The organism is Ornithinibacillus halotolerans, assembly GCF_014637405.1.
GTDB classification, from domain to species: Bacteria; Bacillota; Bacilli; order Bacillales; family Amphibacillaceae; genus Ornithinibacillus; species Ornithinibacillus halotolerans.
On the sequence record NZ_BMEY01000009.1, the window covers coordinates 132,791 to 146,338 of the forward strand.

Sequence of the window (13,548 nt, forward strand, 5' to 3'; positions counted from 1 at the left end):
GTCGTATCTATGTTAGGAAGCTCCTAAAAGGTAGCTAAGATATTCAAATGGATTTAATCCGTTTTCTAAAACCTCCCGAATTATTTTCTAGGGAGATTATCTTATAAATGAATTACGCTAGAAATGTGGGTACTATTTGACGCTTACATTGGTTATCCGTTATGGTTATTGAATAAATTGCACACTTTCCATGACTTAATAGTCTAGAATTTACATCTTCTTTTACAAATCCCCCAAGGAATGGATTATGGATATTCTTTCTTCCAGAACTATAAACCTCATTTAAATTAGAGTCCAAAGCAACTGAAACATGATTATACGGTTTATTGGTATTTAGCTTGATTAGTTTTGTTAGAAAAGATCAAGTATCGGTTAATAGAATGTATATCTTATTTTCCTTCATATTCATTTCCCTTTTACGTTTTCTAAGAACGATTTGATAAATCTACTATCGATTAATTGCTGTAGTGTTACAGCCCAATCAAGGTCACTAATTTCATTGCAAAGTTCATAAAACATACCGCCTAGCGTGCAATCATCTATGCCACAACGGTTTTGCCATGAAAGTACTATATATCTAGTGAAGACGATGGTTATGTGGCTGATCAAGGAATCTTAGGGACGATCTTGAAAATCCTTTAGGAGTTTCAATAGAGATTTACTTGTTTTGAAAAAGACTTCAATATCCTAAAGGATCACATAGAATGATTTCTCGGTCACTATAACGGAATTCAAGCATAAGCTTTCAATAAATAAAATCAAGCATAAGCTTTCAATTTTGAAAACTTATGCTTGAAGTCTCACATAGACACAAAAAAACCACCAACATATGTATTGGTGGAGACGGCGGGACGTGCTCTTCCATGCTTTCGTCATGGCACTGACTATATCTTGAACCTTATTTAAGGTCCTCCAGCGTCTTATACAAGATATATATTTACCTGATTAGGTAGCATCCTGTATCCTAGTACTACCACTTGGGTAGCCTATAAGTCGATACATGGCTGTTGGATTGCTCCACACACCACTCGGTATTGCCATATTGCTCGAGGAGCAACGTAGGTTTCACCGATAAAGCTGGATTTTCACTTTTGTGTTACCACAAAAGGCGACTAATTACTAATCGAACCCGCGTCCAAAGGCATCGCCACTCAGGCTTCTACACGTGTAGTTGGTATATTATATTTCGCTATCTCTACAGCGTACCAACACGCTTTCGAGTAGCTAGTCTGATTAGATTCCCAAATCATCCTCAGACGGTGGATGACAGGATAGCCTGCTTAATTTGAGACCCTTCAATCTGCCACACAGGCGATAGCAGGAAGGATCTGCTTAAGACTGCTTACGCAGCGAAAGCAAAGTTGTTGTTTGATTTGCCAGTTATTATAGGCGTTTAACGTTTTACGAGTCGTAACCTCGACGCGCAACCTGAGCTCGACCTACCCCTGTCGAATCCGTAACGTCCCCATAAAAGGAAAACGCTCTGGGATAAATACGAGCACAAATCATTATTAAGTTTTTGTTGATCGCTATCAGCGACATAATTCATTATAACATATCAACATACAATTTCAAGTTGTCTTCCGTGGGATGTTTTCCCAAGTAGACAAGCGTTTTCCAGTTGACTTTAGTCATTTAGTACTTTCTCAATTACAAGCTTCGTTAGATTTGGAACAACTTCCATCGAATAGTCAATCTCAACTCGTTCAAGTTTTTTATGTGCATCCATTCCGTATGGACCAATATTTATTACTGGAATATTCATCTTACGGATTTTCTCATAATCAACATAGTGTTTCTTTCCCCACGCAGGATTATTTTCTCGAACTGCTTGAATACCAGCTTCATCATCGCTTAAGGAAAGAAAACTCATATCCGAGATGAACGGGAAGAAGTTCTTAACTTTAATTGGTTTAGAATACTTAGCTTGAATATTGTTCACTGCTTCGTCAACAGCTTGATTTAAGCGTGCTTCCTTTTCTGATTCACCCGATAACTCAATGCGCGGATAATATAAAGATGAGTAGAACAGGATGATCGTCGGTGTTTTATTTTCCATCCACTTCCACGCTTCTTCTACAACACGTAAAGCATACATCCGTATATCAAGTGATTCATCATGAAGTAAATCTTCCTTAAATTTTTCCATCCCATTAACGTATTTATCTCCATGAGCTTTTCTCAACAGTTTATCCATTTCTTCAAATGTTAGAACACGAGTTTGCCAAGGTATTCCATTATATTTTTCACCGGTTAATTGACAATAAGCTTGATAGTTCTTCTCAAATGATTCGATAGCTTGATTAAAGGCAATATCTGCTTGTTCTTTTAATAGATGTAGAGCTTCCTTTGGTGACCATGAATGGATGAAAAAATTAAAATATACATAAGCACCTAATGCTGTCTGAACGGTATATTCAGTTTTTAAGTCCATTTGTTTTAATGCCACGGGTGGTAAAGTATATTCACCATGAGCTACATCACAAAGCGCTGGGTTATAGTTAATTTGTTTTACTAGTTCAGCTGCAATATAATTAGGATCTAGTCCTTCAAAAGGTGATCCTACATGGGTTTCCGCCCCTGCAATATAAAAAGATGGCAGTAATTTTCCTACTGTCCCCTTATAAACATATCGATTCGGATCCCCTTCATATAATGGTGCTACAAAATCTGCATTGATAGCTGCAACATATTCAAATTGTAATTCGTTCTTCCATCTTTCCAATGTTGTTAAGGCAGATAATATTCCATGCGAGCCATCCTCTTCATCACATTCCGCAATAAAAACGAGATTACCATTAAGTTGTTCCGGATGTTCAGAGAAATATTGGAGTAGGAATAAATTACTTGCTATCCCACTTTTCATATCTAATGCCCCGCGACCAAATAGCCATTCACCAGGTGTTAATTGGTTACGAACAGCATCCGGTAACTCCTGTTCCTCAAGGAGATTCATCCATTCATCCGGCATAAAAGCATATTCCTCTAGTTGATTAAAATCATCTACACCTACCGTATCCATATGCCCCATTATAATGGCCGTACGGTTACTTTTGCCTTTTGTTCCTTTTACATAGGCTAGAACATTATAACGCTCTTTTTCATCATCCAATGTTTTCTCAATAACAACTTGCCCAGGATTGGTTTGAAAATATGGATAAGAGGAGATCATCGTATACAACGAATGCGCAATTACACTTTCTCCTTCTGTATTAACAACACTACGTATGGAAACTAACTGTTTGGTTAGATTTAGTACTGCTTCTCTACTATTTAACATCCCTTTAATCCCCTTTATGTAAAGAAAACCATCAACCAGATTTCATATCTAGTTGATGGATTAACTTTATCTATTATAATCTTTAATCGCCCGATCAATATCACGTTTCATTTGTTTTTTCTTTAGATCTTCACGTTTATCGAATTTCTTTTTCCCTTTTCCTAAACCGAGTAGCACTTTTGCAAATCCATTTTTAATATAGATCTTTAAAGGCACTAGTGCATATCCTTCTTGTTGGGTTTGACCGATTAATTTATCAATTTGTTTCCGATGTAGTAGTAACTTTCTTGTTCTAGTTGGATCATGATTGAATCGGTTACCTTGCGCGTATTCAGAGATGTGTAAATTAATTAGTTGAACTTCCCCACGTCTATCAATTCTAGCATGGGAATCTTTAAGGTTAACGCGGCCAGCCCGAATTGACTTTATTTCTGTACCTTGTAGTACAATTCCAGCCTCTATTGTATCTTCTATAAAATAGTCATGAGATGCTTTTTTATTTTGAGCAATAACTTTTCCTTCACCTTTAGGCATTATTTCGCCCTCCTAAAACTTCCGTGACTTTCATTTTACCAAATATTGTAGTGTTATTCCAATAGGAAAAACCAAAGGCTACATAAACAGCTAAGCCTTTGGTCCATCTTCTTTATTGAGGTAGCAATAATAAACTTAACGCCATTAATGCCATCCCACATATTAAGCCATAAATGGATACATGGGCTTCGTCATATTTTTTAGCAGCTGGTAGTAGTTCATCTAATGAAATAAATACCATAATACCAGCAACTCCAGCAAAGATGACACCAAACATTAAATCATTTAAAAATGGCATTAAAATAAAGAATGCAACTATTGCTCCAGCTGGCTCCGCAAGTCCGGATAAAAATGAAAACTTAAAAGCCTTTTTCTTATTGTTCGTTGCATAATAAATAGGTACAGAAACTGCAATCCCCTCAGGTATATTATGAATAGCGATCGCAATTGCAATTGCTAAACCAAGCGCGGGATCTTGGATGGCAGTAATAAATGTTGCAATTCCCTCAGGAAAATTATGAATCCCTATGGCAAGAGCAGTAAATACACCCATTTTTAATAACTCCGGTCGTTCAGTAACAGCTCCATTTGTCTTCATATCTTCCACTTTTTTTAATTCATGTGGATTTGAACCAGATGGAACAAACCGGTCAATAAGTGCGATTAATAACATCCCTGCAAAGAAGGAACTAACTGTTAACCATCTACCACCAGTATCTCCTAATTCTGTAACAAGTGAATCTTGTGCTTTTACAAAAATCTCAATCATCGAAACATAAATCATTACTCCAGCTGAAAAACCTAAAGCAAATGATAAAAATTTAGTGTTTGTCGTTTTCGTAAAAAATGCCAATAAACTTCCTATACCAGTTGCCAAGCCGGCAAATAATGTAAGAAGGAATGCAAATAATACATCTCCTGACATTTACGGATCTCCCTCTCAATGTTGTGTAACCCTATCTATTTTGACCATGGGAAACTTTTTAGTTATAGGTATATATTATTCGATGAATAAAAAATGTGCAATAAAAAGATTCTAAAATTTTAAAAAAACTTTTCATAAAAAAAATAGACTAATCCTGTTTTTCCCGAGACAGAATTAGTCTATGCACTATATCTAAGTAATGCGCCTATTTTCTTTTCCTAGTTGGTGGTTTCTTTGATTTGGTAGAGCCTTTTGTTGAATTTCCTTTTTTCCCACGCTTACCATCTCGTTTCTTTTCAACCTTTGGTAAATCTTTTTTTGCTTTTGTTCCTCCACCTACAATTTCGAAGTCGATTGCATGTTCATCCATATTGACTCCCGTTACTCGAACTTTGACTTCTTGACCAATCCGATACACTTTTCCTGTTCTTTCACCAATCATTGCATAATGACGTTCATCAAAATGATAATAATCATCGGTTAAATAACTAACATGAACAAGACCTTCGATTGTATTCTCTAGCTCAACAAATAATCCAAAACTTGTTACTGAACTAATTACTCCCGTAAATTCTTCGCCAATTCGTTCTAACATATATTCAGCTTTTTTCAGATCATCTGTATCACGTTCTGCATCAACTGCCGTTCTTTCTTGTTCAGAAGAATGACGGGCAATTTCAGGGAGTTTGTCCTTCCATGCTCCAACTGTTTTACGGTCTAAAGTACCTTCAATAAGGTAGGTACGAATAAGTCGATGCACAATTAAATCCGGATAACGACGTATTGGTGATGTGAAATGGGTATAAAATTCCGTTGCCAAACCAAAGTGTCCAACGCTTTGCGGATCATATTTTGCCTGCTTCATAGAACGAAGCATTAGTTTAGAAATAATCATTTCTTCTGGCTTTCCTTCTGCATCCTCCAGAACTTTTTGTAAACTTTGAGGATGAATTTCATTCGCTGTTCCTTTTACTTTATATCCAAGTCCACCTAAAAATTCAAAGAAATGCTGTAGCTTACTTGAATCGGGATCTTCATGGATACGGTGAATAAACGGAACTTCCATCCAATGGAAATGTTCGGCAATTGTTTCATTCGCACATAACATAAATTCTTCAATTAATCGTTCACCAACAGAACGCTCACGTATGACAACATCGGTTGCTTTACCTTTATCATCGACTAATACTTTTGCTTCTTTAAAATCAAAATCAATCGCACCGCGTCCCATACGCTTCGAACGTAGAATAGAAGCAAGTTTTTCCATCTGTTCAAACATTGGAACGAGTGGCTTATATTTTTCGCGTAAATCTTCATCTTTATCTACTAGGATTTTATTAACATCACGGTAGGTCATTCTTTCCGTTGTTCGAATAACACTCTGGAAAATTTCATGATTTACAACTTTTCCTGTAGAATCGATTTCCATTTCACACCCTAATGTTAATCGATCCACTTTTGGATTTAAAGAACAAATTCCATTTGATAATCGATGTGGAATCATTGGAATGACTCGATCCACTAAATAAACACTTGTCCCACGTTCGAATGCTTCTTTATCGATTGGGCTTCCCTCTGTTACATAGTAGCTAACATCAGCAATATAGACACCTAGTTTATAATTACCATTATCTAATTTCTTCACGGTAACTGCATCATCTAAATCCTTTGCATCTGCTCCATCTATAGTAACGATTACTTCATCTCTTAAATCTCGTCTATTTTCCAGTTCAGAAGAATCAATTTCATCTGGGGTATTCATGGCTTGTTCTAGAACTTCAGCTGGGAAGTCCATTTTAATACCATGTTTATATATGATGGAAATGATATCAATTCCTGGGTCATTTTTATGACCTAGAATTTGAATGATTTCTCCTTCCGCACTCATTCGATGCTCAGGATACTTTGTAATTCTAGCGATTACTTTATGACCATCTATTGCCCCATTCATTTTTCCTTTTGGAATAAAAATATCATTCGGTATACGTTTATCATCCGCAATAACGAAACCGAATGCTTTATTGTTTTCAAAGGTTCCTACTACTTCTGTAATCGCTCGTTCTAGAATACGGATAACCGTTCCTTCTGGTCGACTACCAGAGATATCTCTTTTTTCAATACGTACAAGGACTCGGTCATTATTCATTGCTGAAGCTAAATCAGAATGGTGAATATAAACATCAGTCTCTGATTCATCATCGGGAATTAAAAAGGCAAAGCCTTTTGCATGCATTTGAATTTTACCACGTATTAAATTCATTTTTTCAGGTAAACCAAACCGATTTTTCCTCGTACGAACGATTTCTCCGTTATACTCTAATTCGTTTAGTGCTTTAACTAGTTCTTTAAATTCTACGACATCGGTAATTTCTAATATTTCTTCTAATTCTTCCACCGCAAGTGGTTTCGAATCATATTCTTTAAAGAAATCCCGTAATTTATCAACCATCAATTCACTCATACGTTACACCCTCTTTCTCTTTTACAATTTATTTCTTACTGTTCCCATTCTAGTGACTCTAAAAACTGATAAATATCCTCATTCAATTGTTCTTTTTCTTTATCAATCGTAATAACATGACCAGATTCCTCATACCATTTGATTGTTTTATGTTCTGCTTCAACATTCTCGTATATATATGTAGCACTCTCTGGGTTGATCATTTTATCAAGTTTAGCCTGTACGACGAATGTTGGGGTATAGATTGTATCTACATTTCCTTGAACTTCCTTAATTAACTTCCCTAAATTAGTAAACATCTCACTTGAGTTGTCCATTAAATATTGAACTTCTTCTTCAATTGTTTCCTCATCTTTTCCTTCCAATTGTTTATACTCTTTTGAAAAGAATTGGAATCCCGATGTTAACTGTTTTTCATTATCGAAGAACATAGGTGCACACATTGGTATAACTGCTTTCACATTAGTGGAATACGCTAATTTCAAACTGAGTACACCACCTAACGATAATCCGCACACCGCTATTTCCTCATAGCCTAAATCTTTAAGATGCTTGTAGGCTGAAAGAACATCTTCCCACCATTGTTCTGGTCCAGTCTTAATTAGCTCTTCTGGTGGTACACCATGCCCACGATATATTGGTGCATGGCTTGTATATCCTTTTTTTTGTAGAAAACGGCCAAGAATTCGGACATCAGCTGTATGGCCCGTAAAACCATGCAATAATAATACCGCTCTTGGGCCAGCTTCAAATGTAAATGGTTTTGGTTGGATAACTTTCATTTCTATATGCTCCTTCTCTTCTATATCTTTACCCTTTATACACTAATCTACACCAAAATAACAGCAAAAAACCCTTACCACATTGTGATAAGGGTTAATGTTTACTATTGTAATACAAATGCACTAAAGAAAGCTAAGATAAAGAATAGAACTCCAGTAATAATGGTTGCACGGTGTAAAACAAGATCTAGGCCTCGTGCTTTCTGTTTACCAAATAATTGTTCTGCACCACCTGAAATAGCTCCAGATAGTCCTGCACTCTTCCCACTTTGTAAAAGAACTAAAATAATCATAATAATTGCATCAATCACTAATAATACATTTACAAATACAGCCATGTTCCCATGACACCTCCTGAACATACACACAGTTAACTATTCATACTTTAGCATAATTTAGAATACTTTATCAAGCTATTTCTATGAAATGGTATATTTTCTCTATGAAGATTAGCAATTCTACCTTATTTTCTTTATTATTAATATACATAAATCATTTGGGAGTGGTCAGGGTGAAATCTACGTTTTGGTTAAATTCAGTAGATAATGTTGAAATTTATGTTGAAAAATGGATAACAGTAGATAAAAAGCCAAAAGCAATTGTACAACTTGCTCATGGTATGGTAGAACACATCCAAAGGTATCATCAATTTGCACAGTTTTTAGTTGGAAATGATATATTCGTTTATGGGAACGATCATCGAGGGCATGGTAAAACTGGACAAAAACAAGGTTTAATGGGTTATTTATCTGAACAAGATGGCTTTGATAAAACAACAAATGATCTCGTAATGATTACAAATAAAATTAAAGAGGAATACCCGGGAGTTCCAATTTTTCTGCTTGGACATAGTATGGGCTCATTCTTATCCAGGTATTATATTCAACAACATAGTGACCTCATTCAAGGTGTTATTTTATCTGGGACAGGTTATTATCCAAAGCTTACAACGACATTTGGCAAGGCACTCTCCAAACAGCTAAATCCAACTGAAAAATCTCCCTTAATGAATAAATTAGCATTTGGAGCTTTTAACCGGAAAGTACAACAACCTAAAACACCATTTGACTGGCTCTCTAGAGATAACGATATTGTGCAAGCTTATTTACAAGATCGATTTGCTGGATATATCCCTACTGCTCGCTTTTTCTATGATTTAATGACCGGATTACAGTTTATTCATTCCACGAAGCGTAATAATTATATAAGAAAAAGTTTGCCAATGTTATTAATAAGTGGTGAGAGTGATCCAGTAGGTAACTATGGCAGTGGAGTTTGGAGAACTGCATCTATATATGAGAAACTCGGCATAGAAAATATCACGACGATGCTGTTCGATGGAGCTCGTCACGAAGTACTTAATGAAATTAATAAAGATGAAGTTTATCAAGTAATATTGAGGTGGATTCATCAGTATTTACCAGCTTCAAGATAGTAAAACGCTTACAATGTGAATTATTTGTTTCACTAGTTTCTTAAACTTGAAACAACTTCATGTAAAGGGTAACATAAAAGAGTATTTATACTTCATGAAAGGTTGGTACAACAATGAAACAGTTAAAAGGCATAGCTGCATCATCTGGAATTGCAATTGCTAAAGCATACCAGCTGGTTGCTCCTGAACTAACATATACAAAAAAAACGATTGATAATCCCGAAGCTGAAATTACACGTTTAGACAATGCGGTAGAAATTTCAAAACGTGAATTAGAAAAAATTAAAGAACATACACTGAACGAGTTAGGGGCAGAGCATGCAGAGATTTTTTCTGCTCATTTATTAGTACTTAGCGATCCAGAATTAATTAATCCGATTAAAGATAAAATTACAAATGAAAAAACAGTTGCTGAAGCAGCCCTTGAAGAAGTATCTTCAATGTTTATCGATATGTTTGAGAATATGGATAATGAATATATGCGTGAACGTGCTGCTGACATCCGTGACGTTACGAAACGAGTACTTGCTCATTTATTAGGAGTATCTTTCCCAAATCCTGCGCTTATTGATGAAGAAGTAATTGTTATTGCTGAAGATTTAACACCTTCTGATACAGCACAATTGAATCGTCAATTTGTAAAAGGTTTCGCAACCGATATTGGTGGTCGTACGTCGCATTCAGCGATTATGGCTAGATCACTTGAAATTCCTGCAGTAGTTGGAACATCAGAAGTAACAAAATCTGTTTCTCAAGATGAACTAGTTATCATTGATGGCATTGATGGTCACGTCATTATCAACCCTAGTGATGAACAGCTAAAAGAATATAAGAAAAAACAAGAAGAATTTGAGAAGCAAAAAGCATTATGGGCTGAGCTTAAAGATGAACCTACCTTTACTTCAGACGGAGAACAAATTGAACTTGTTGGTAATATTGGTACACCAGAAGATGCTCAAGGTGTTATTAACAATGGTGGTGAAGGTGTAGGGCTTTACCGTACCGAATTTTTATATATGGGTAAAAGTGAGATGCCTTCTGAAGAAGAGCAATTTGAAGCTTATAAATCCGTATTAGAACAAATGGGAGACAAGCCTGTTGTTGTCCGTACACTTGACGTTGGTGGCGATAAAGAACTTCCATATTTAGACCTACCAAAAGAAATGAACCCGTTCTTAGGTTTCCGTGCTATTCGTTATTGCCTGGAGAATGAACAAGTATTCCGTCCGCAATTACGTGCTTTACTTCGTGCAAGTGTATATGGTAATTTAAAAATTATGTTCCCTATGATTGCTACACTAGAAGAATTCCGTAAAGCGAAAGCAATTCTTCTAGATGAAAAAGAGAACTTGAGAAACGAAGGACATGAGGTTTCTGACACTATTGAAGTAGGTATCATGGTAGAAATCCCATCTACTGCGGTTATTGCGAAACAATTCGCTAAGGAAGTTGATTTCTTTAGTATCGGTACCAATGACTTAATTCAATATACAATGGCTGCTGACCGTATGAACGAACAAGTATCTTACTTATATCAACCATACCATCCTGCTATTTTAAACCTTGTGAATAATGTTATTGAAGCTGCACACAGTGAAGGTAAATGGGCTGGTATGTGTGGAGAAATGGCTGGCGACCCTATCGCCATTCCAATCTTACTTGGACTCGGATTAGATGAATTCAGTATGAGTGCTACATCTATTCTTCCTGCACGAACACAATTAAAAGGCATTTCTAAAAAAGAAATGGCTTCTTATAAAGACAAGCTATTATCAATGTCAACAGCAGAAGAAGTTGTTGCATTTGTGAAAGAAAAGACTCAATAATAAATGAACGAGGATGCACCTAGGCATCCTCGTTTTTTTGTAAAGCTTATTTTGTAATAATCTCGATTTTTTTCTCAATGGACGTTCTGCCTTTATCATGTGGTATTTTCTTTGGATATCCGATTTGCAGTACTGCTGCAATTTTCATTTCTTTTGGTTCAAGACCAATCTCACTATAAAACTCTGGATCATGCATGTATGGTGTTATCGTCCAAAGCATTCCTACTCCTAACTCCCATGCAGCAAGTTGTGCATTTTGAATAAAGGCACAAACTGACGCGTATTCTTCTTCGTACCGAACTGGATCCTCTTCTTTTTTAAAATATATAACTGCATGATGGGGAATCTCTTGCAGAAATTTTTTTAGCGACTGAATCATTTGAATGGTTTTAAGTTCTTGGTTATCTTTTATCATTCCAATTCGCTGATAACTTCGTATAATTGCCTCTATAAGATGAACTTTTCCTTCTCCTTGGTATAGTTTAATCTCCCAAGGTTCTTTCATGTAATGTGTTGGCGCATAAGATCCATAAGTAAATATTTCTTTAAGAATTTCGAAATCTACTTCTTCTGGTTTAAATGTATGGATGCTACGTCGATTCTTTATCGTATGTAACACGATTATCCCTCTCACCTGTTCATTTTTCACTTTCTCTAGTAATCTATTCTTTAGTTTAACAGTTTAACGATTTGAATAAAAGTATACAAAAAAGAGCACTGAACGATTCAGTACTCCTGCAGTTATTCAATACGTTGCTCAGACATCGTTGACATAAAATCTTTAAAAAATGTTGGATAATCAAAATTAAATGCAATTCTATGAGTTTTAATCTCTTTTTCCGTTTCTTCTTCTAGATTCCCAAATGGACGTATATCAGCTATACTTTGGCCACGTTCGGTTCCTCTTGTTGCTTGCACTATATGGACAGGATATTCTTCATATGAGAACATATCTTCATTATTTACCGCCATTAATGTTAAGACATCATGAAGTGGGCTTCCTGGTACAGAAGGATCTCGCTCCTTATAAAAATTATAATAAAAATCAATCATTGGCTTTACTATGTCGATTGTCCCAACTTGATCAATATAATCTACCATCTCTGGAGTGACAATCGCATTCTTCGTCACATTTAATGGTATGATAGTAACATTATCCGCGTATGTTAAAACAATTTGAGCAGCAACAGGGTCACCGTGAAAATTTGCTTCGGAAACTGCGGTAATGTTACCTGGTTCCCAAAAAGCGCCTCCCATTACATATATATTCTTTATTTTCTCCATTTTATTTGGGTATAGGAGAAACATAGTGGCTAATGAAGTCATTCTACCTATATTTACAATATAAAGTTCATCACCATATTGGTCAATAAGATCAACAATAGTAAAAAAGTTCTCTAAAGTAAAACCATCTTCTGGGTTCTCAGGTATGACCGGGCCCATTCCATATTCACCATGTATTTCTGGAACAAATTCTACTGTTTCGGCAATCATTGGATTTTCTGCTCCTGCAATTAGTACTGCTTGTGTAGACTCATCAGTAATTAAGACTTGCTCATTTAAATAACGAACCGTTGCAAGCGCATTTTCCCTTGGAATATTTCCATACTCAGTTACAATCCCTACGATGTCAATATCATCATTTAAGTAACCATAGATTAACGCAATAATGTCATCAATACCAATATCTGCAAATACTAATACTTTTTTTCCCAATATGGCTCTTCCTTTCATCGGTTTACTTTCCTAATAGAATATTTAAGATGAGCTTGGTTCGTGACTGAGAGTGGATATTACTATACTTTGGTTCTGTTAGACCTTGTATGAGGGGATGTGAATTTTATATGTGGTTATGTGACCTTAAATTTTTACTATGAACCCTTCTCACGCTTTATTGTGACCTTAGATCTCAACTATGGGCCCTTCTCACGCACTATTGTGTCCTTAAATCCCAATTATGTGCCCTTCTCACGCACTATTGTGACCTTAAAACCAACTATGTGCCTTTCTCACGCACTATTGTGACCTTAAAACCAACTATGTGCCTTTCTCACGCACTATTGTGACCTTAGATCCCAACTTTGTGCCCTTCTGACGTCCTTTTGTGACCTTAAATTCATGTTCTTTAGTCCTAATTAAACCTTCTCGCCAATTGTCCATCAGTTTCCCTACAAAATGAAATAAAGTAGGGAAACCATTCTCATGGCTTCCCCCTTATCAAACCGCACGTGCCCTACTAAGGCATACGGCTTACCAATATGTTACAATGATTATCAATAAGATGCCTTCCAGGCATTTTGCATCT

At 36.0% G+C, this 13,548-nt stretch carries 10 protein-coding genes, 1 other RNA gene and 1 pseudogene; 2 read left to right on the forward strand and 10 right to left on the reverse strand.

What is annotated here, in order from left to right:
* Positions 1-450 precede the first annotated feature (450 nt).
* The 8 genes and pseudogenes from IEV35_RS20170 to secG all read right to left on the reverse strand — a co-directional run.
* A pseudogene (locus IEV35_RS20170) lies at positions 451-687 on the reverse strand (IS4 family transposase); the annotation flags it as partial.
* A 433-nt stretch (positions 688-1,120) separates the two neighbouring features.
* Positions 1,121-1,459, reverse strand: a transfer-messenger RNA (tmRNA) gene (gene ssrA, locus IEV35_RS10670).
* 168 nt (positions 1,460-1,627) lie between these two features.
* Positions 1,628-3,280 carry a M20/M25/M40 family metallo-hydrolase gene (locus IEV35_RS10675; protein WP_188384641.1) on the reverse strand — a complete coding sequence of 551 codons (1,653 nt, stop codon included), beginning with the start codon at positions 3,278-3,280 and terminating at the stop codon, positions 1,628-1,630.
* A gap of 66 nt (positions 3,281-3,346) precedes the next feature.
* Entirely contained in the window at positions 3,347-3,814 is a 468-nt protein-coding gene (gene smpB / locus IEV35_RS10680; protein ID WP_188384642.1) for an SsrA-binding protein SmpB, read from the reverse strand.
* A gap of 112 nt (positions 3,815-3,926) precedes the next feature.
* A complete protein-coding gene (gene zupT, locus IEV35_RS10685; RefSeq protein ID WP_188384643.1) occupies positions 3,927-4,739 on the reverse strand; it encodes a zinc transporter ZupT in 813 nt (270 codons plus the stop codon).
* Between the two features lie 205 nt (positions 4,740-4,944).
* The gene (gene rnr, locus IEV35_RS10690) at positions 4,945-7,200 is read right to left on the reverse strand and encodes a ribonuclease R (RefSeq protein ID WP_188384644.1); all 2,256 of its coding nucleotides are present in this window, start codon (positions 7,198-7,200) and stop codon (positions 4,945-4,947) included.
* A 35-nt stretch (positions 7,201-7,235) separates the two neighbouring features.
* Positions 7,236-7,982 carry an alpha/beta hydrolase gene (locus IEV35_RS10695; protein ID WP_188384645.1) on the reverse strand — a complete coding sequence of 249 codons (747 nt, stop codon included), beginning with the start codon at positions 7,980-7,982 and terminating at the stop codon, positions 7,236-7,238.
* Between the two features lie 104 nt (positions 7,983-8,086).
* Positions 8,087-8,320, reverse strand: a complete 234-nt coding sequence (secG, locus tag IEV35_RS10700; RefSeq protein ID WP_188384646.1) for a preprotein translocase subunit SecG — start codon at positions 8,318-8,320, stop codon at positions 8,087-8,089.
* 173 nt (positions 8,321-8,493) lie between these two features.
* Here secG and IEV35_RS10705 point away from each other — a divergent pair, with 173 nt between their 5' ends.
* Complete coding sequence (locus IEV35_RS10705) at positions 8,494-9,417, forward strand: alpha/beta hydrolase (protein ID WP_188384647.1); 924 nt, start codon at positions 8,494-8,496, stop codon at positions 9,415-9,417.
* A 113-nt stretch (positions 9,418-9,530) separates the two neighbouring features.
* Entirely contained in the window at positions 9,531-11,243 is a 1,713-nt protein-coding gene (gene ptsP / locus IEV35_RS10710; RefSeq protein WP_188384648.1) for a phosphoenolpyruvate--protein phosphotransferase, read from the forward strand.
* 46 nt (positions 11,244-11,289) lie between these two features.
* On the opposite strand, the gene IEV35_RS10715 is transcribed toward ptsP, so the two are convergent.
* The gene (locus IEV35_RS10715) at positions 11,290-11,862 is read right to left on the reverse strand and encodes a nitroreductase family protein (protein ID WP_229740722.1); all 573 of its coding nucleotides are present in this window, start codon (positions 11,860-11,862) and stop codon (positions 11,290-11,292) included.
* Positions 11,863-11,984: 122 nt separating this feature from the next.
* Positions 11,985-12,959 carry a nucleoside hydrolase gene (locus IEV35_RS10720; protein WP_188384649.1) on the reverse strand — a complete coding sequence of 325 codons (975 nt, stop codon included), beginning with the start codon at positions 12,957-12,959 and terminating at the stop codon, positions 11,985-11,987.
* Between the last annotated feature and the right edge of the window lie 589 nt (positions 12,960-13,548).